This window comes from Devosia sp. 1635 (assembly GCF_013185955.1).
Taxonomy (GTDB): domain Bacteria; phylum Pseudomonadota; class Alphaproteobacteria; order Rhizobiales; family Devosiaceae; genus Devosia.
Map to the genome: position 1 here is coordinate 52,347 of NZ_JABAOM010000002.1, position 19,621 is coordinate 71,967.

General features: G+C 62.3%; 12 protein-coding genes. 5 read left to right on the plus strand and 7 right to left on the minus strand.

Going from position 1 to position 19,621, the window contains the following annotated elements; translation table 11 throughout:
- Positions 1-50: 50 nt before the first annotated feature.
- Both HRU92_RS07160 and HRU92_RS07165 read left to right on the plus strand, forming a co-directional pair.
- Positions 51-959 carry a glycosyltransferase gene (locus HRU92_RS07160; RefSeq protein ID WP_172123498.1) on the plus strand — a complete coding sequence of 303 codons (909 nt, stop codon included), beginning with the start codon at positions 51-53 and terminating at the stop codon, positions 957-959.
- A gap of 126 nt (positions 960-1,085) precedes the next feature.
- On the plus strand, positions 1,086-2,324 hold the full coding sequence (locus HRU92_RS07165; protein WP_172123499.1) for a hypothetical protein: 1,239 nt from the start codon (positions 1,086-1,088) through the stop codon (positions 2,322-2,324).
- A 17-nt stretch (positions 2,325-2,341) separates the two neighbouring features.
- Here HRU92_RS07165 and HRU92_RS07170 read toward each other — a convergent pair whose 3' ends face one another.
- From HRU92_RS07170 to HRU92_RS07185, 4 genes are read right to left on the minus strand one after another with little or no spacing between them, the layout of a single operon-like run.
- Positions 2,342-3,736, minus strand: coding sequence for an HlyD family type I secretion periplasmic adaptor subunit (locus HRU92_RS07170; protein WP_172123500.1), 1,395 nt, complete (start codon positions 3,734-3,736; stop codon positions 2,342-2,344).
- Positions 3,733-5,883 (minus strand): peptidase domain-containing ABC transporter, encoded by a 2,151-nt coding sequence (locus HRU92_RS07175; protein ID WP_172123501.1) that lies wholly within the window; start codon positions 5,881-5,883, stop codon positions 3,733-3,735. Before HRU92_RS07175 ends, HRU92_RS07170 begins: the two co-directional genes overlap by 4 nt.
- A gap of 15 nt (positions 5,884-5,898) precedes the next feature.
- Positions 5,899-6,210: a hypothetical protein gene (locus tag HRU92_RS07180; RefSeq protein ID WP_206524720.1), complete on the minus strand. Its 312-nt coding sequence runs from the start codon at positions 6,208-6,210 to the stop codon at positions 5,899-5,901.
- A 27-nt stretch (positions 6,211-6,237) separates the two neighbouring features.
- On the minus strand, positions 6,238-11,583 hold the full coding sequence (locus HRU92_RS07185; protein ID WP_173087971.1) for a DUF4082 domain-containing protein: 5,346 nt from the start codon (positions 11,581-11,583) through the stop codon (positions 6,238-6,240).
- Between the two features lie 618 nt (positions 11,584-12,201).
- Between HRU92_RS07185 and HRU92_RS07190 the strand changes: the two genes are divergently transcribed.
- A complete protein-coding gene (locus tag HRU92_RS07190) occupies positions 12,202-13,509 on the plus strand; it encodes a glycosyltransferase (protein ID WP_172123503.1) in 1,308 nt (435 codons plus the stop codon).
- Here HRU92_RS07190 and HRU92_RS07195 read toward each other — a convergent pair.
- On the minus strand, positions 13,466-14,398 hold the full coding sequence (locus HRU92_RS07195) for a glycosyltransferase family A protein (RefSeq protein ID WP_172123504.1): 933 nt from the start codon (positions 14,396-14,398) through the stop codon (positions 13,466-13,468). The genes HRU92_RS07190 and HRU92_RS07195 overlap by 44 nt on opposite strands.
- Positions 14,399-14,684: 286 nt before the next feature.
- Between HRU92_RS07195 and HRU92_RS07200 the strand changes: the two genes are divergently transcribed.
- Positions 14,685-15,575: a glycosyltransferase family 2 protein gene (locus HRU92_RS07200; protein WP_173087973.1), complete on the plus strand. Its 891-nt coding sequence runs from the start codon at positions 14,685-14,687 to the stop codon at positions 15,573-15,575.
- Here the strand turns inward: HRU92_RS07200 and HRU92_RS07205 are convergent.
- Together HRU92_RS07205 and HRU92_RS07210 are read right to left on the minus strand one after the other, a co-directional pair.
- The gene (locus tag HRU92_RS07205; RefSeq protein WP_172123506.1) at positions 15,572-16,810 is read right to left on the minus strand and encodes a glycosyltransferase family 4 protein; all 1,239 of its coding nucleotides are present in this window, start codon (positions 16,808-16,810) and stop codon (positions 15,572-15,574) included. The two genes, HRU92_RS07200 and HRU92_RS07205, sit on opposite strands and share 4 nt — an antisense overlap.
- On the minus strand, positions 16,810-18,153 hold the full coding sequence (locus HRU92_RS07210) for an O-antigen ligase family protein (RefSeq protein ID WP_173087975.1): 1,344 nt from the start codon (positions 18,151-18,153) through the stop codon (positions 16,810-16,812). The genes HRU92_RS07205 and HRU92_RS07210 overlap by 1 nt, the downstream gene beginning before the upstream one ends.
- 313 nt (positions 18,154-18,466) lie before the next feature.
- Here HRU92_RS07210 and HRU92_RS07215 point away from each other — a divergent pair, with 313 nt between their 5' ends.
- Positions 18,467-19,444 (plus strand): FkbM family methyltransferase, encoded by a 978-nt coding sequence (locus HRU92_RS07215; RefSeq protein ID WP_173087977.1) that lies wholly within the window; start codon positions 18,467-18,469, stop codon positions 19,442-19,444.
- Positions 19,445-19,621 lie beyond the last annotated feature (177 nt).

Consider the following 19,621-nt stretch of genomic DNA (forward strand, 5'->3'; position numbering starts at 1 on the left):
CAATCGAGGCGAAGCAACAACGCTTCCGCCGCTTGGTGAGGGGCATCAAGATGGCTAATCCACCGCTCGTCAGCATCATCATTCCACATCTCAACGAACCCGATCTGCCGGCATGCCTGCATTCCTTGGCCCGGCAGGCAGGCCGGGGCATTTCGTTCGAAATCATCGTGGTCGATAATGGCTCGCGCGACCTGCCGCGCGCTGCGGTCTCTGCCGTTCCGCAAGCCCGTCTGGTGGTCCAACCTATCCCGGGACCAGGCCCGGCCCGCAATCTGGGTGTGGCGGAAGCCGCCGGTGAGATCCTGGCCTTCATCGATGCGGACTGCGTCGCCGCGCCAAACTGGCTGGCGGCAATCGTAGCCTGGTTTCAGCACCACCCCGAAACCGACATTGTGGGGGGTGACATCCGGATCCGGCCGAACGATCCCGACCAGCTCACGGCGATCGAAGCCTACGAGAATATCTTCAGCTACCGCGCTCGCGAATATGTCGAACGGCATGGCTTCGCCGCCACAGGCAATATGGCCGTGCGCGCCAAGATATTCCCCAAGGTCGGGCTGTTTGGGGGCATTGGCACCATGGAAGACACCGAGTGGGGTCAGCGCGCCACCGCCATGGGCCACGGCATCGCCTTTGTCGGGGATGCTCGCGTCTATACCCCCTCCTGCAAGTGCTTCAGCGAGCTGGCTCGCCGTTGGGACCGCCATGTGGCCCATGAATTCAAAGCGGCCAGCGGGACCCAGGGTCGGATCAAATGGCTGGCCAAGAGTGTCGTTATTGCGGCCTCGCCTGCCGTGGAGGTGGTACGAATCTGGCGCTCCGATCGTGCCGGCAGTTTGCGCGAACGTGTCCTGGCGCTCAGATGCGTGACCCAGGTCCGGCTTTATCGCGCCGGCCGGATGCTGCGCCTGGTCTGGAACGACAACGCCGCAAGCATGGTGAACATGTGGAATCGCTAGGGCGACGCTCCCTAAGCACTGCGGGGCGCTAGTCCGCCCGGGTGATCCTGCCCTCTTCAAACTGCACCATAAGAGCGAAGTGCGCACCACCACCCCCCATGCAAGATTCAGATTCTGGCGGACCCCATGCAAAGCGCGCGCATGGAAATCAAGGGTATCAACATGTTGCAGGATTTCGGCTCCAACCCTAGTCCCAAGCGAGTGCGAGGACCTGAGTTCGATCGCATTTTACAGCTCGAAGAGGATTATCCCCTAGCGCGCGAACGCCTGCCCAAGCTGTGCAGCCTGGCGGTTGACGGCCTGCGGCACATGGCGCTGCCAAACATGCGGTTTCCCCACACGATGCGCAGCATCGACGCCAGAAAAGCTGCCGCACCCCGCCCCGAAGGCGACAATCTGCGCTACACGATCAATGTTGCCCAAGGTCTGGCCTGGATGCCCGAAACGGTGCAGCGGGGCGTGCTACATGGGCATAGCGCGAGGGAACTCGCGCAGTCCTGCATTGACCGTGCCGCCCAATCGCGCGAGCCCGGAGCCGTCGCACTGGCTGCGTGGGCTGCAGCGGAAACTGCGGGGATCTTTGCCCGGAACCTCTACGATATCCTTGTCGAGATCCTTGCTGAAAGCGAGAGCGTCGAGTTGGTGCCATGTGCCTGGGCGCTCACCGCCGCAATTGCTGGACAGCACTTGGGAGATACGAGGCGCGTCAAGGATCTGGCCTGGATCATGTTGCGTGACGCCCAGTCGCCCAGCGGAGTGTTTCCCCATGTTACCCCGGTCTCGGCCGGTGGCTGGGTGCGCGGCCATGTGGGCTCTTTCGCCGATCAGGTTTATCCCATCCAGGCCATGGCCCGCCTCGGCTATGCCGACGACAACATAGCCGCTCTAAAGGCCGCTGATGCCTGCGCTGCTAGGATTGTCGAGTTGCAAGGCAGCGCCGGCCAATGGTGGTGGCACTACGATACGCGTGATGGCAGCGTAGTTGAGGGCTATCCGGTGTATAGTGTGCACCAGCATGCCATGGCCCCAATGGCCCTGCTCGATCTGCTGGATGCCGGCGGACAGGATCACCGCGCCGCCATCGTCAAGGGCCTGGGCTGGCTGGATGATCATCCCGAAACGGACCAGCCGATGATCTCGGAACAGCACAGCGTGATCTGGCGCAAGGTTGCCAGGACCGAGCCCCCTAAGCTGGCCCGTCGGATCGCCGCCGGCACCACGGCGCTCAAAAAGGGTTGGCACCTACCTGGCCTCGACGCAGTGCTGCGGCCCGGCAAGATCGATTACGAATGCCGGCCATATGAATTTGGCTGGTTGCTTTACGCTTGGCGCTCGCGGGCTGTGGTGCAGGACTTGCACCCCTGAACTGACGCGCCCGCCGCTTAGGGTTCATGCAGGCTTTCATCGATGCCGCGCATCAGGGGATAAAGGAAATAGGAGATCACGCTCCGCTCCCCCGCGTGGATCTCGGCTGAAACCGTCATGCCCGGGAGCAAGCGGAAATCGGCCGGCGTCTGCCGCAGCTTTTCTTGGCTCAGACCGATGCGCACCCGATAAAACGCCGTGCCGCCCGCCGGATCCTCGCCGGGCTGCTTGGCAAAAGAGTTTTCGCTGATCGAGGTCACTGTGCCCGCAACTGTCCCATGTTCCTGGAAGGGGAAGGCATCGAACTTGATCCGTGCCGCATCGCCAAGGGCCAGATGCCCGATGTCATTACTGGGCACAGCCACTTCAACCTCAAGCGCAACATTGAGCGGCACCAGGGTAACCAGCGGCTCGGCGGCTTGCACCACTGAAGCCTGGGAGCGTTGCGCCACCTCCAGCACCGCGGCATCCGCTGGCGCCAGCAGATGGGACATGGCAGCGCGTAAGGTCACTTTGCGCACTTCCTCGTTGATTCCCGCCTGCTTCTCCTCTAGCTCAACCAGCGCTTCCAAGGTCTGGCGCCGGTAATCCTCGACGAAGTTCTGCCGCTCGGCCTGCACCTGCTGAAGCCCGTGCAGAGCTTCGGCATACTGCCCTTGCACCTGAGTGAGCGTTACTTCGAGCTCCAGCCCGAGATCACGGCTCTGCAGAAATGCCAGCCGCGAACCATTCCCGCTATCCGCCAGCGTAGAATGCATATCTTGGATTTCGCGCAAACCGCCTAGGCGCCTGCGCAGCGTTACTTCCTGCGCCTTTGCCGCCTGCATCAGCGCCTCGCCATGGGCAATCTGCGCGTCAAAATCGGCCAACCTGGCTTCGAAGGCGGCCCGCCGCTGCCGGGCCAATTCCGCCTGCATCTGCGCCTCGGGAGAAGCGTGGAGCGGTGGCGCATAAACCGCTCCTGACAGCTCAGCCTCCATGCGGGCGATTTGGGCCACAAAGCCCGCGAGCTTGGCTTGCAATTGACTGGCATCGGCATCGGCAAAGGTCGGATCAAGGGTAGCGAGCAGTTGACCTTTGCGCACCACATCGCCAGGCTTGACCGCGATCGACTGGACAATGGAGGTTTCAAAGGGCTGCACTACCAGGGTCGGTTGGCTGGTGGTCAGCTTGCCCGGCGCGACAACAATCTGGTCGATCCGCGACACGCTGGCCCAGAAAACACCAGCACCAATCGCGGTGGCGACGAGGTAAAGCGTCAGCCGGGCCGTGATCGGCGGACGGCGTTCTTCGAGCGCAATCGCGTCGGTTTGGAAATCCCGGATCGCCGGCGCGGTTCCTGGCTCCACGAGTTTGAGTTCGGGCCTGCCGGTGGGCCTGAGCCGCGCTGGTTCCTTTTCAACGGCACTCATCCGACAAGCTTCATCTGCTGGTTCCACAAATGGCGATAGGTGGTGCAGCGCGAAACCAATTGGCTATGGGGTCCCACATCCACCAGCCGCCCGCGGTCGATAACAAGGATTGCATCGGCATCGGTGAGCATGGAGAGCCGGTGCGAAACGATGATCACGGTGCGCCCCGCGGCGATGCCCTTGATGCTCTGCTTGACGATCGCCTCGCTTTCGGGATCCAACGCGCTGGTCGCCTCGTCGAGGATCAGGATACGCGGATTGGTGACGAGGGCTCGTGCGATCGAGAGCCGCTGGCGCTGGCCGCCCGAAAGATTCTCTGCCCCCTCCTCGATCAAGGTGTCGTAACCGCGCGAGAGCTGCTCGATGAACTCGACGGCGCCTGCGAGTCTGGCTGCATCCACCACCTCCTCGAAGGTCGCATCCGGCTTGGCTGCCGCGATGTTGTCGCGCACCGTGCCACGGAACAGGAAATTGTCCTGCAGCACCACACCGACGCTGCGGCGGAGATGGTTGAGGTCCAGTTCGCGCAAGTCATGGCCGCCGATGCGGATCACCCCTTGCTGAGCCGGATAGAGGCCCTGGATCAGTCGGGTGACGGTGCTCTTGCCACTGCCGCTGCGCCCCACCACCCCCATGATCGTATTGCCCGGCACGGCAAAGCTGATTTCGTTGAGCGCAAAGGGCCCGTCGTCACGATAACGAAACGAGACATCCTGGAATTCCACCGCGCCCTCTAATTCGGGGCGCAGTCCTTCCGTGCTGCCGCTGCGCTCCACCTTCTCGTTCATCACCTCGCCCAGCATGCGCACCGACAGCGCCACCTCCTGGTACTCGTGCACCATGGTGACGATCTGCACTAAGGGTCCTGAAACGCGGCCAGCCAGCATGTTAAAAGCGATCAGCGCGCCCACGCTCATCGCGCCATCAAACACCAGAAGCGCGCCAACACTGATGATCGCGACCGCCATCAGCTTTTCCAGCAGCCCGGTGACGGCCTGCGCCGAGATCGAGATAGTCTCGACTTTAAAACGGGTGTTGATGGTCTGGGCTGACCGGTCATCCCAAACCCGCCGCTGCAGCGGCTCCATGGCGAGGGACTTGAGAGTTCGCATGCCGTGCATGGTCTCCACCAAGAGGCCCTGGCGTTCACCCTCCGCGGCGTAAAGCGCTGCCAGCCGCTTGCGAAAGGGCGCCACCAGCAGCGCCACCACCAGCGCGATCAGGGCACTGAATCCGAGCACGATCAGGGAAAGTTGCACGCTATACATCAGCAGAACGGGGATGAAGACCAACAGCGACAGCGTGTCGAGCATGGTCAGAAACAGCCTGCCGGTGAGAAATTCCCGAATGCGGCTGGATTGCTGCATGTGCTTGACCAGAACGCCTGCCGAGGAGCGTTCGAAGAAGTTGATTGGCAGATCGAGCATGTGCCGGAAGGTGCGGGTTGCCACCCGAATATCGATCCGGTTGGTGGCGTAGATCAGCAGGTAGCGGCGCAGGAACACGAACATCGCCTCAAACACCAGCGCCACACCAATCCCGATGGCGAGCACGATCAGCGTTGAATAGCTCTGGTGCACCAGCACCTTGTCGATCACGAGCTGGAAAAAGACCGGCGTGGCCAGTCCCAGCGCATAAAGAAACAAGGCGGCGATCGCGACATCGATGAACAACCGTTTCTGATGCAAAATTTCAGGGACGAACCACGCAAAGCCAAAGGGTTGCTCAGGATCGGCAATGGCATAGCTGCGCTTGACCAGCAGCAACTCGCCATTCCACCGCGTGGCGAACTGCTCGAGCTTGACCACGATCATCCCGCCCGGAGTATTCGCTAGGGGGTCGAATATGCGCAGCACCACGGCGCCGGTTTCATCCTGCTGGGCCCCCAGGATCGACACCCAATTGCCGTTCCCGAGCCGAGCCAGCGCCGGATAAGCCTGCCCCAAGCGCAGGATGGTGGCGGGCTTGGCCTTGATGCGGCGCGCCCGCAGCCCTGACTCCCGCGCCATGCGCAGCATCAGGTCAAAGCCTATGCCTTCGGCGCCGATCGCATGCTCGGCCACCAGCCGCCCACCGTTGCCATCGAGGCCATGGTGGCGCAGAGCCGCGGCAAGGCATTCCGGGCCAGTTTGAACAAACGCCTGCATGGCAATGGGAACCGGCTAGGAGTCGAAATTGGGTGAGGCGCTTTGCTGGCTGTTGCCGTTTGCCCTGGGCGGATTCACCGGAATGACATTACTCGGTTCATTGCGTCGAATGGCGCCGGCCTCGATCAGTCCGTTCATGGCGTTTTGCAGCACCTCGAAACTGTTGGCAAACCCCTCGAGCGACATGACGATGCGCTGCCGGTGCTCTGGTATCGGCTGGCCGCCCGTATCGCGCATGGTTGCGGAAAGGCTGACCAGATCGATCCGCACCACCGTCCCCGTGACGGTGATCTCCCCGATGGCATCTGCATAGAGTTCGCCTTGCATGACTGCTTCCCTGACTTTAGTTCTGGCTCAAGAGGCCAGTGCGTTGAAGATCACATCGACATGGTAGTTTGTGGCGTTGTAGCTGCCGTTGGGGAAGGCGCTGGTCCCGCCATAGGCGAACAGACCATTGCCGCCGCTTGAGGCGCTTGACGGTGCAGTCAGCGGCCCGGAGGTTACCGGGGAGGCGAGGCCAAATGGCGTCGCCGAGTAGTTGCCATTGGTGTGGTAGGAAACGACATAGGTGGTGTTCGCCTCAATGGCGATCGGGGTGGCAAAGGAGGCTGTCTGCCAGCCGCTGGCGGTCTCGTTCTGGAAGGTCACGCTGCCCTTTGACTGGCCGTCGGCAGTCCAAAGCGCGCCCGTGTGCAGCCCCGTATTTTGGGGCCCCTTGTAGAACTTGATCCCGCTCACCACGCCAGCCACCGAACTGGTGAACTTCATTCCCAGTTGAACCGGACTAGGATCATTGACGGTCACTGTTGCGGGCGTCGCCGTTTCGGGGAACAGCGAGATCCCCGTCGCCGCCGGAGCTACCGTCACCGCCACCTGGGCCAAAGCCGTCCCGCCACGCCCGTCAGCCACCGTATAGGAGAACCCTGCCGGACCGGCGTAATCCGCTGCTGGTGTAAAGGTGACCAGCTTGGTCTGTGGATCAAATACCACCGTGCCATTGCTGGCGCCGCTCACGCCGGTGATCGTGAGCGCATCGCCATCACTATCGCTGTCATTGGCTAACAGGGACGCGGCCGTGATCTGCATCGCAGCATTGAGCTGCGTGGTTAGGCCAGCATCGTTGACTGCAAGCGGCGCAGTGTTGGCGCCCTGCTGATAAAACACGTCCACCCAGTAATTGGTCGCGTTCAGGCTACGGTCGGGCGGGGTATTTGTGTTCTCATAGGAGAACAGCCCGTTGAGACTCCCCGGACTGCTCTGCGGCGCAGTGAGCAGCCCACTTGTTGTAGCAGTGTTGAAGTAACCGGGGCTGGCCGAGTAATGGCCGTTCGGTGCGCGATAAGAAACGATGTAGCTGGCGCCGGCGGAGATCGCGATGGGCGTGCTGAAATTGGCCGATTGCCACCCAGATGCCGTCTCGTTTTCAAAGACGACAGTGCCCATCACGGCACCAGTGCTGGACCATAAAGTGCCGGTATGGGTCCCCGTATTCTGTGGGCCCTTGTAGAAGCGCATCCCCGAAATGAAGCCGCTGGATGCAGCGGTGAACCGCATGCCCAATTCCACTGATCGCGCCTCATTTACGCTGACCGTTGCCGGCGTAACGTTATCGGCAAAGACGTTGCTGCCTACCACTGGCTCGGTGACGGCCACGCCCACGGAAGCTGACGCGGTTCCGCCCCGGCCGTCAGAGACTGCATAATTGAAACTCGCCTGCCCGGCATACCCAGCATTGGGTGTGAAGGTCACGATATTGGTCTGGGCATTAAAGCCCACGGCACCGTTCACCGCGCCACTGACGCCCGTGATGGTCAGCGGGTCTCCGTCTGGGTCATTGTCATTGGCAAGGAGGGTCGGGGCGGCGATCTGGAGCACCTGCCCCTGCCCCGTGACCATCCCCGTGTCATTGGCGGCCACGGGAGCACGATTGACGGGTGGCGTGACGGTCACGGCCACACTTGCGCTGGCCGTCCCGCCCTCCCCATCCGCTACCGTGTAGCTAAAGGAGGCCGCGCCGGAAAAGCCGCTGGTGGGGGTGAAGACGATCGTGTTGGTCTGGACGTTGAACACGGCCGTGCCATTGTTGGACCCGCTGATGCCCGTAACGGTCAGCGGGTCACCGTCGGGATCGGTGTCATTGGCGAGGAGGGTCGCGGCATTGATCGTTAGCGCCGTATTGACGACCGTGTTGAAGCCGCTATCGTCGCCCGGGACAGGGTCCCGGTTGAGCTGAACGGCTGACTCGAACAGCACGTCCACCCAGTAGTTCGTTCCCTTAAAGCTACTGGTCGGCATGAGGTTGTCGGCGCCGTATGTGAAAACGCCGTTGCCTGCTGCTGGCGCCGTAAGCGGGCCGTTGCTCTGGGGGGCGGTGAAGTAATTTGACGTCGTGGCGTAGCCTCCATTGCTTTGGAAGCTGGCGACATAGGTCGTGCCGGCGGTGATCTGAACCGGATTGCTGAAGAGAACCGTCTGCCAGCCACTGGCCGTTTCGTTCACAAAGGTTGCCGTGGCCAGTTGCTTGCCGGTGCTGCTCCAGAGCGTGCCGGTATGCGTGCCGGTATCGGTAGCGCTCTTGTAGTACTTGATCCCGGTGATTGCCCCGGCCGCGGAAGCCACGAACTTGACGCCCAGATTGACCTCCGACTGGTCCGTTCCGCTCACAACGGCCGGGGCCGCCCCTGGCGCAAACAGCGAGGTGGTGGAAAGTGTCGGCACCACCACCATGTTGACCTGCGCCGAACCGGTGCCACCGCGCCCATCCGACACCGAATAGCCAAACGAGGCTTCACCGACAAAGCCTGGCGTGGGGGTGAAAGTCAGGGTCTGCGCGTTAGCGTCGAAGACCACCGAACCGCCTGAGGCCGCCCCAGCCCCGATAATGGTGAGTGGATCATTGTTGGGGTCGGCATCGTTCGCCAGCAGTGTCGAGGCGAGAAACGTAATCGGCCGATCCCGGAGCACCGGGAAGCCGTCGTCGTTCTGTGGCGCGGGCGGATCATTGGGCGTGGGAACACCGCTATAAACGACATCTACCCAGTAATTGGTGTTGGACTGCGTAACTGGAGCTACGTCTGAGTTGCCGTAGCTGAAGACCCCGCTGGTTGATGTCAGCCCTCCACGCGTTTTGGGCGTGGCAAAATAGTTGGTGGTTGCCGCATAGCCCCCGCGGGTGGACAAGCTCGCCACATAGGTGGTCCCCGCGGTGATGGAAACGGGCGAGTCGAAGATCACCGTTTGCCAGCCGCTCGCTGTCTCCGCTGTGAAAGTAGCCTTGGCCAGCCGAACGTCCCCGGGACCCCATAAAGTGCCGATATGCTCGCCGGCATTGCCCATGCCCTTGTAGTAGCGGATCCCCACTATGCTGCCCGAAGTGGCGGCGCTGAAGCGCACGCCGACATTGACCGGGTTGGGATCGCGGTTGAGCGGGTTGGCCGGAAGATCATTGGGCCCGAACAGGTGACCCGTGCCACCCTGGTCGACATTGACGGTCACCCCGGCAGTTGGCGTTTCCAGATTGATGCTGTCATCCACCGCGCGCGTACGGATGGTATAGTTGCCTCCCGAAATGGGCGTCCAGCTATAGGTCCAGTTTGTGGTGCCGCTGGCCCGGTGCCACGAGGTGCCGCCATTGGTCGAAACCTCGACCACGGCCACACTCCCCCCGCCGGCATCACTTGCCGTGCCGGTGATCGTCACTGTTTGGGCAGCAGTCAGCTGGCCCGTTGCCGTTGGCGACGTGATCGTTGTCGTGGGCGCCAGATCATCTTCGCTCTCGGAAGCGGCAACCAGGCTTTCCATCAGGGTGGCCGGTTGCACCCCCATCTCGGCGAACAGGTTGACCATGGCCTGTTGCACATTGGGGTCGGTCGGGGTCGCTTCGTTGTCGTGGTGGCTGTCCAGGCCCCAGGACCAGTAAACCGTGCCGGCACTAAACACCAAGGCGCCGCTGGGAGCCCGATACATGGTCAGGCTGTGGGACGCCGTTCCCGAGCCAACAGCACTGCCATAGTCCAGCAGCAGGCTTTCGACGTCCACAGTAGTGGATGACAGCGGCACCAAGCCCGCTGGCCGGAAACCGTTGTCGAGATCGGAATTCCACTCATAACCGAGCAGGTTCTTGGTGAGCGTATAAACCTCGCCCGGCTCCAGATCGGCAACCTCCGTATTGCTCCAAAAGCGCAGGTTGGACATGTCATAGGGTATGTCGATGGCGTCCAGCCGATAGGAATCGACGGTGAAGATCGTGCCCGTTAGCGCGTTCTCGGGCTTGCCGGAGCCAAGCACCGGGTCGCGCCAGGTGGACGTAGTGCCCTCTGCGTCCGTATTAGCGTTGTCCCAGCGCTCTTTATAGGAGACCAGCGTCTTGTATGGCGTATTGGTGCCATCGATGCTGTTTTCCCAGCGGGTCTCCCAATAAACGTCATTGCCGCTCCAGAACGACAGATTGACGCCCGCATCGCGTGCCGCCTCGACATTGGCCCGCTGCTCGCTCGACCAATATTCGTCGTGGCCGACGGTGAGGAAGATCTCGCCATTAAGCAGTTGGGCTGCGTCCGAGGCGGTGTCGATCCCAGAAATGTAATCGACGTCATAGCCGTTCTGCTCGAGAAAGCGGATCGCGGCATATTCCGCGCCAAACACATAGTTCTGCGGGCCGGACGAGAAACCACCATCGCGTGAAATAATCGGCCGGTTATAGCTGACCGCACTCGCACGACCCGCCCGGCCGCCGGCTTCAATGCCGCCATAAAGGTTGTAACCGCCCCACCAGTTGTAGGCCTGCCAGGTCGTGTCTGAAGTCTGGAAGGTTATGTCGCTCGGAGCATCATCATCGCGCACGATGAAGGGGATCATGTTTTCCCCGCCTGAGCCGTCAAACCGCGTCAGCTTGGCGAAATACACGCCTGAAACGGCGTCGTCCGGGATTTCCCACGAGGCTGATACTGACCAGTTGCCCGCATCAACCAGCTTGGTTTCCTCATCCTTGTAGGGGATCGGCTGCATCACCGGGGCGGCCAAGTCCCGGTCGATGCTGTCCATCAGCCGGGCACCCGCCCCGCCATAATAGCCCAGCCGGTAGATATCGATGCGATAGTCAGTCGAATCCGTGTTGATTTTGAAGTCGACGGTTTCACCATGATTGCTGGTGAACTGCGCCGCAAAACCCTCGATCGAGGCATCGGCCTTGCCAATCATCCACTCGCTCTCGGGCGTACCCTCTTCCAGGTTTTCCAGCACAATGGCGTTGGGCGGGGGCGCGCCAGGGAGATCGGAAGGAGCGGCCGACGGATCCAACCCAATTCCGGGCGATCCCCGCGGCGGCGTAGGGGCGGCAATCTCATCGGATGGCTCAAGCAGGATCAGCGTATTGGGCGAATAGCCGGTCGGCAGCCCACTGCTGGCCGTCGGCCCACCGGTGCGCACCGAACACATGGTGCAGGCCCGTCCGGTACAGGATCCGCAGGGGGTCGTGGCAGCAGCGTTCAGCCAGCTGCCGCGCCAGTCGGGGCTGGCCGCTCCCGCCGGCGTCAATGTGGGAGTCGCTGCAACAGTCGCCGTTTCGGCGCTGACCTTGAGGGCTGCAGGTGTCGCTGCGCTCGACTTGTCTTCCCGGCCCAAGCTGGCACTGGCTGCAGTTGCCTGGGCAAGATCGGGCGCGCTGCTCGTCGGCAGTTCCACCGAGCCGGCTGCAGCCATGGCCACTGCTGCCGGCGGCAACATAGGTGTTGGCTTACTCGCGGAACTGTCCCGGGCGGACGGAGCTAAGTTGGACGGGGACACCTCGGCACTTCGCAGCAGAATGGGCTTTCCCGTTTGGGAAAAATACATTTCCTTATCGCTATTTGCACCGAGGTTTTGAAGTCTGTTCGGTCGATGCTGCATCGCGCCGGACGCGGCAGTTCCGACGGAGCTCGCGGCATTGCCCGCCCGGTAGCTGGTGCTTGCGCGTTCGCCTGCCTTGAATCGGGAAACCGGGCTGCCGAACATTGCGCTGCCGCCCGACGCACCCTGGTAACGGGCCGTCGACTGGCTGCCGCCGTTGCTGCGATAGGATTTCATGTCAGCCCGCCAAATGCTTGAAGACCATGAAAATTGCATGCGTCGCCGTAGGCCGAAATCAACCGAAGGATTGCTCGCACCTAGCTCACATTGCAGCCTGATCCGGAAAGATACGCAGGTTGCACCCCGCAGGTCCGCTCGGAGCGGCGCCACTACTCCTAGCCCGTTCCGGTGATTGCAACGCCACGCGCACTATTCCTAGCATCGGCTGTTCGACCGAGCTCCGCTTGAGGGGCCGTTAGCAGGAGCACCGCCTTGAAGATTCTGGTCTTTGCGCACAAGCTCGAGGTCGGCGGCACCCAGGTTAACGCCATCGAGTTAGCCGCCCAGATGCGCGATGCGCATGGCCACGATGTCGTGCTTTTCGCCGTGCCCGGCCCCATGGTCGCGCTCGTCGAGGACAAAGGGCTTCGTTATATCCCCGCCCCGACCGGCGCCGGCTATTCCCCTAGCCGGATGCGAGCGTTATATCGGCTAGCCCAAGCCGAGCGCCCCGACCTCATCCATGTCTGGGATGCACCGCAATACCTGGAAGCGATGTTTGCCGTCCACCTTTGGACGCGGGTGCCTATGGTGGTCACCTCCATGGCCATGGTGGTGAACAACGAGTTCCCCCGGCACATCCGGACTACTTTCGGGACGCCCGACCTCGTGGCCCAGGCGGTGCGCTCCGGCCGCCGGGCAAGCCCGCTCTTGCCGCCGGTGGATACCGACTTCAACCAGCCCGACCCCGCGCAAGGCCAGGACTTTCGCGATCGCCACTCCTTCTCGGAGCGCGACATTGTTCTCGTCACCGTCAGCCGTCTTGTGCACTGGATGAAAGCCGAAAGCTTGCGGGACACGATCGAGGCCGTCCGCACTCTAGGTCACGATCTGCCCCTGCACTTCGTGATCGTTGGTGACGGCACCGCCCGCCCCGAGATCGAAGCGTTATCCGAAGAGGTCAATCGCGAACTCGGCCGCACCGCCGTGCATGTGATCGGCCCGATGCTCGATCCCCGTCCCGCCTATGCTGCGGCTGACATCGTCATCGGCATGGGCGGATCCGCTTTGCGGGGCATGGCTTTCGCCAAGCCGGTTATCGTAGTGGGCGAACAGGGGTTCTCCGGCGCTTTCACGCCCGAAACGGCACCCAGTTTCCTCCAGATGGGCATCTATGGCCTTGGCGACGGCCAGTCCGGCCGCGCGCAACTAACCCGGCATATCGCCGAGCTTGCGGCCGCCCCCGAACGTCTTGCCGAACTGGGCGCGTTCGGCCGAGCCTTTGTCACCCGCAATTTCAGCCTGGCCCAGGTCGCGAGCGATCTGCACCAACTCATGGCCGATTGCGTCGTCGCACAGCCGAGCTTTGGGCAATTTGCGGCCGACATGACGCGCACAACCGCGCTGTTCGTCGCGCATCGGCTTCTTCCCTATCAATGGCGGGCACGGCTCAGCTGGGCCAAGTCCCGGCACCGCCAGCAGCTGCTAACCTCCCTCCAGTTCCGGGGACAGGCTTCGGCGACCTTCGACTTGCCGACTAACCCGACTGCACCAAGCCAAGGCGCTGGCCCGCCAGCGTAACCCCGCCGCGGAGTTTCCGGCTCAAGCTTTCAAGAACCGTCATCGTGCTGGGCGGATAATGAGCAATGCTGGCCAGCAACAGCCGCCGCGCCATTCTGGGCTTGCCGGTCTTGAGCAGGACGCGGGCCGCGTTACGCATGATGGCAGCCTTTTGCCGCGGATAACGCTGCAGCAGTTGCTTGTTGTTCTTGGCGATCAGCAACTCTCCCAGCATCTGGCGGCGCGAGTTCATCGAGATGCTGTCACCCGACACAAACCCTAGCACTGCCGCGTCGGTATGCTCGAAAATCTTGGTGTGCTGCGCCAGCCGAACCGCAAATTCCCAATCCTCATTGGCCCGGGCCCGCTCATCGAACCAAGGGCCTGGCGGCATGCAGTCGGCCCGGAACAGCGCGCACTGAACGCTTAGCCGGTTCTCATCGAGCAGGCGGCCCACCTGGTCACCAACCGCGGGCAATCGGCCCTTGGGCGAGGGCGTCACCGAAACATGGCCCGGCCCGTATCGGAGCCGGTCATCCCGTCCATAATAGATCTTGGGCCCGGTCACCGCACCGAACTCGCCCCCGAGCCCTGCTAACAGCACAAGCTGCGCTTCGAGTTTGCCGGGCAGCCACAGATCATCGCTATCCTGAAAGGCGATGAACGCGCCACGCGCCTCGTCAATCCCGCTATTGCGCGCCGCTGCCGCGCCGCCATTGACCGGCCGGCGAACCAGCCGCACCCGTGGGTCATCGATCTGCTGCACCAACGCCGAGATATCCTGGGTAGAGGCGTCGTCTACGACGATGAGTTCGAGATCCTGGAACGACTGGGTCAGCACCGAACCCATCGCGCCGGGCAAACTATGGGCTCGATTGAAGGTTGGCAGGATAACCGAGATGAGTGGCATGGATGCGCTCTGCTTGATCTTCGGCACGACCCAAACCGGCCGCGCGGCTCTGTGCTGGCGACAGTAAGAAGTTCACCCCCGCAAGGGAGGCTACCCAAAGGACAGCTGACCCAAACCATTGGGCGTAGCCCACGGCGCCACCTACATCGAAGCACGGATCGATGTTGCCGCTTCACCCTGATTGCTGAGGTGAATAACCGTTGGAGATCAACAAGGATAACAGCCAGTTCCGACCCTTGCTGTCCATGGCGTGGGAAACCGGGCATGCGTTTACGGAGACACTGAATTGAACGCGATCGCTGAACCGGCCGAGCGGCTGGCCATCATCATAGTGGCCTACAACAGTGCCGATGCCCTGCCCGGCTTGCTCGACTCGATCCAGCAGCACCGCACCGAAGTCGCACGGCTGGACGTCTTTGTGATCGACAACGACTCCCACGATGACTCCGTCGCCATTTCCCAAGCCCATCCTGTGGGTGCCATTGTCGTGCCAACCCGCCGCAATGGCGGCTATGCGGCCGGCATCAATATCGGTGCGGCCCTGGCCGGACCTGAGGCGCACCTGCTGATCCTCAATCCCGACACGAGGCTCCAGCCTGGCACCATGCGCCTCTTGCTCGAGCGTATCGTCGATCCGCGGATCGGGGTTGCCGTGCCCAAGCTGCTCCACGACGACGGCACCCTCGCCGCTTCGCTGCGGCGTGAGCCCTCGGTGATCACGGCCTGGTCCGACGCCTTGGTCGGCACCGCCGTTGCCGCCCGCATGGGCTTGGGTGAAATCGTCGCCAGCAAGGACCTTTATGAAAAGGGCGGGGAAATCGAATGGGCCAGCGGCGCCGCGTTGCTGGTCTCGGCCGAGGCGCGCCGCGCCGCCGGTGAATGGGACGAGTCCTTCTTTCTTTACAGCGAAGAGGTCGATTATCTCCGCCGCGTCCGGGACGCCGGTTTTACCCCGGCCTATGTCGCGCAAGCCCATGTCACCCATAAGGGCGGCGCCTATCATGAGAGCACCTATCTCTCGGCGCTGATGACCACGAACCGCATCCGCTACTTCCGCCGCCATCATGGTCCGCTGGCCACTTGGGTCTTCCGGATGGCGCTGATTGTGGGCTCCACCATGCGCACGCCCCTTGGCCGCGGCCATCGCGCCGCCCTGCGTGCCGCCCTGGCTGGTTAGCTGGAACCAGCCAGCCGCACGCTTAACTGCCCGGCCTCGATCTCGTCATAGATCGCCTCGATCCGCGCCATACGGGCGGACCACAGGCCGGTCGCCTTGACGTGGTGGTAGGACGCCTGCCCCATCCGCGCGCGCTGCTCGGGATCGCCGGCCAGCTGCCGAATCGCAGCGGCAACTTCCCGGGCCAGGTTCTCGGGCGTGCTCGCCTGCAGCCGGATCGCACATTGGGGCGAGACCGCGTTCCCCGGTCCTCCTCGGTCCACCACGATCAAGGGCAGCGAATAGGACATGGCTTCCAACGCCACATTGCCGCCAGGTTCGCGATAGCTTGGAAATACGAACAGATCAGCATTGCGGTAGAAGGCGTCGAGCTCGGCCCTGGCCTTCCAGCCATGAAAGGTAATGCGGCTGGACACACCCATCTCCGCCGCCAGTGCCTCGCAAATCGACTGCTCGGGGCCGGTGCCCACCACGTCTAGCGTCACCGCAACGTCACTCAGCAACTGCATGGCCCGGACAATGTCGCGCACGCCTTTGGTGCGCACCAGCCGCCCCACAAACAGCAGCTTGACGGTGGGCCCCCTGTCCGTCCGGACAATTGGTTCGGGCACCTGCTCAAGGGCCGTTTCGCTCATGAACTCGAGCCGTTTCAGCGACAACTCCGCCAGCGTCTCGCCCACATAGGGTGCAATGCCCAGCACGCAATCGGCACTTTCATAAGAGGCGCGCAGCAGCGGATCGAACTGCAGGCGATACCGGTCCATCCCCCGCAGTCGCATGAACCAGGGATTGCTGCCTTCTTCCTCCGCAAAGCCAGGCGGCGACGCCAGCGCACCCCCAACGGGGCCGATCACCAGCGGAATGCCCAGCCCCGCCGCTGGCGACGGATAGCGCATGGCCACCGGCGTTGGCTGATGGGCGACATCGAACTGCTCCCCCCGTGCCAGTGCCGTTTTGATCCAGCGGCGCGCGCGAAAATAGAACGGTACATAACTCGGCTTGAGCATGCTGTTGAGCCGCTCGGCACGGGTGAACAGCGCCATTTCCGGCCACTCGATCACCCGCAGCCCCGGCAACTGCTCGGCCGCAGGGCGAGCATTGCGCTTGTGATAGGTCAGCAGCGTCACCTCTGCCCGCTCCGCTAGCCGTGACGCCCACTGGAACGCAACCCAGGCTTCACCGACATCCGCGCCATCGCAAGTTGGCGCAACCAGCAACAATTTGCGACGACCCATCACGCTCTCCCGACCCCTCGCTGGGGAGGCGGCTCCGGACGGCCGTCTCTTGTTATCGACGGGCGAGCCGGCCGGGGATCACGCGGTGCCCGGCCCTCGCGAGCCGGCGCCACCGCCTCGACGCGGCTTCCCTCAGGCACATCCATCAGCCACAGCCCGCTGCCCATCAAAAACATGAACAAGACATAGGTCGCGTTCCAGTAGTGAACGGTCCACCCGACCACAAAGAACCCGGCCATGCAGATGAGGTATCCCATCCGATAGGAATACTCCCTGGGCGGCAAATTGCGCTTGCGGCCAACACCGATCGTGCTGCCCAGGAAAGCCATGAACATCATCAAGCTGGCGGGGATTCCGAACACGATGGCGGGATAGAGCCAGAACATGTCGATGCTCTGCGTCATCCAGGACGGGTGGTCCCACATCCCATAGCCGACGCCGAACCAGGGATGGTTCAGGGCCGATTCCGAGCCGAAATTCCAGATCAGGACGCGGTAATAGGCGGACTCCCCATCGAGCGCGATGGTGGACAGCAGCACATTGGGCAGCGGCCGCTTGGCGAAAAGCTCGATGGCGAGGAGCGCAAGGCCGATCATTACAAGCAAAATCGTCCAGCGTGCCTTGAAGGGCCGCAACACCCACCCCCACAACAGCAACAAGATTTGCGCAACGAGCCCACTCATCGGCCCGGCTGACAGCGAGGTGAAGGAGGTGAGCGCCACAAGGAAGGCGGTGCCCCAGCGGCGCCAAACCGGCCGCTCGTAACCCAAGACTGTAAAGCTGAGGGCCAGCGCGCTTCCGGTGCAGACACCAAAAAGGATCGGGTGATCAAGAACCGACTGCACCCGCTCCAGCCCCAGCCGCCCCGGCATCCTGAACTCGTTGATCGACGACATCACGGAAGAAAAGGTCCGCAACAGGATGTTCTGGCCTGTCACCGTTTCAATCAAAGCAAAGGGCAGCAGGAGGAGAATGGCGGTAACCAGTACCGCGCACATGCGGCGAAATTCCTCGGCAGTCCGGATCAGGGTTCGGGCAAGGAAATAGCTGCCCACCGTTTCCATGCCCTGCACGCCGCCGGACTGGAATCCCACATCGCCACCATGATTGACCCCAAGGCTGATCGCGCCCCAAAGCGCATATCCAAGCACGGCAAAATCGGGGAGACGTACCGGCCCCGCCCTGCCGCTCGCCCACAGCCACAAACAAGGAATGGCCGTCAGCAGCAGCAGGAGCCGGTAAGGACTGATAACCAGCGCCCCCACATGGAACAGCCAGGGCACGAACAAGGAGAATAGCAGCACCGGAACCAGTGGGTTCAGACCCTTGACGCGATCTGCCAACGACGATGCTTCCCTCGCGCTCATGAGCGCGCCCCGATTTTGGGATGCGGTGGACCGAAGCCCACTTGCGGTTCGACCGGCCCCGGCAATTGCGACTTGTTCCATCAACCCTACCAGCAAGTCCCGGTCAGCCCCCGTCTTGCTGCAGACTAGAGAACAGCGTGACGCTCTCAACTACATCCTTCGGATCAGCCCCTCCTCCCGCGACAGCCTTGATTGGCTAATGCGGGCCGCCTTGTCCTCCTGAATGCTCGCACCTGGGACGCCTAGCATCTGCCGGCGCCGAACAAACTCGAGCAAGCGGAGGAACAAAGTGAACGTAAACAACCGTCTTGCATCCATGCTGGCTAGCTCCCGGTCGCACGCCTACAAGCTTGGCTGGGGCATGCGTTCGGTAGGGATCACGGCGACGCTTCGGGGTGCTGTGCGTTCCGCCCTTCTCCATCTGCAGCGCCCGCAACACGCCCAGATCAAGCTCGCCTCCGGCCCTGTCATTGAGTTCGCTTATCCCAGCCAGGTTCCCACGGCGCTCGTCATGTTCGGTGACCTGATCGATCCCGAATTCGCATTCCTGCGCCGCATTGCCCGGCCAGACTGGATCGTCGCCGATATCGGCGCCGCTATCGGGCAGTTCACGTTATTTGCCGGCTGTCTGCCAGTTGCTTGCGTCCATGCCTTTGAGCCGAGCGGGGCCAATATCCGCACCCTGCAGCGCAACATCGAGCGCAATTGCCTTGCCGACCGCGTCCATATCCATCAGCTGGCGCTCGGTGAAGCCGAATATGAGGCGGTATTCGAAACCACTGACCACACCTGGGTCAGCCGTCTGGCCCAAAGCTCCGGCCATTCGGGGGCCGTAGAGCAAACCGAGACGGTGCAGGTGCGCACCCTCGCGGGAGAGCTCGAGCACCTCGGCGTTGACCATCTCTCCCTACTTAAGATCAACGTGGCTGGCTTTGAAACCGCTGTTCTAGCCGGCGCCGAACCGCTGCTCAGGCGCGGCGGCGCCGACATTCTGGTGCTGCTCCTCGGTCTCGCATCGCTGCCAGAATATGCCAAACTTGCGGGCTGGGGTTACCGCTTCTTCTACTTCCATCCGCGCGAAGCGGCCCTCTATGAGGTCACCCAGTTCGATGCTGCTGCCGTTCTCGATCATCGTCCCTGGCCAGCTCGCCACATCATCGCCATCCATAATGCGGCTCTGGCACGTGGCCTGATCGGCGACTTGGCCGTCAGAAAGCCCCATGCTGCCCCGGCAGCTCCCGAACCACGTGAGTTGGAGCTTTCATAATCCTTGCCTGTACTTAGATAGTAGTCGGCAAGAAACAGAACGAATCAGGATCAACAAGCCCCTTCCACCATCAAATCTCACGGAAGATGTTGCATACCTGCATCATCTGGGTTGAATCCATATACTTTCCCGCCAAGAACCTGGCGGAGTATTGCTCCAAATGGGGCAGCTCTTCGA

What these genes read in the sequence shown, in the direction of transcription:
- HRU92_RS07160 (WP_172123498.1), top strand. Translation starts at nt 51, where the DNA reads ATGGCTAATCCACCGCTCGTCAGCATCATCATTCCACATCTCAACGAA.
- HRU92_RS07165 (WP_172123499.1), top strand. Translation starts at nt 1,086, where the DNA reads ATGCAAAGCGCGCGCATGGAAATCAAGGGTATCAACATGTTGCAGGAT.
- HRU92_RS07170 (WP_172123500.1), bottom strand. Translation starts at nt 3,736, where the DNA reads ATGAGTGCCGTTGAAAAGGAACCAGCGCGGCTCAGGCCCACCGGCAGG.
- HRU92_RS07175 (WP_172123501.1), bottom strand. Translation starts at nt 5,883, where the DNA reads ATGCAGGCGTTTGTTCAAACTGGCCCGGAATGCCTTGCCGCGGCTCTG.
- HRU92_RS07180 (WP_206524720.1), bottom strand. Translation starts at nt 6,210, where the DNA reads ATGCAAGGCGAACTCTATGCAGATGCCATCGGGGAGATCACCGTCACG.
- HRU92_RS07185 (WP_173087971.1), bottom strand. Translation starts at nt 11,583, where the DNA reads ATGGCTGCAGCCGGCTCGGTGGAACTGCCGACGAGCAGCGCGCCCGAT.
- HRU92_RS07195 (WP_172123504.1), bottom strand. Translation starts at nt 14,398, where the DNA reads ATGCCACTCATCTCGGTTATCCTGCCAACCTTCAATCGAGCCCATAGT.
- HRU92_RS07205 (WP_172123506.1), bottom strand. Translation starts at nt 16,810, where the DNA reads ATGGGTCGTCGCAAATTGTTGCTGGTTGCGCCAACTTGCGATGGCGCG.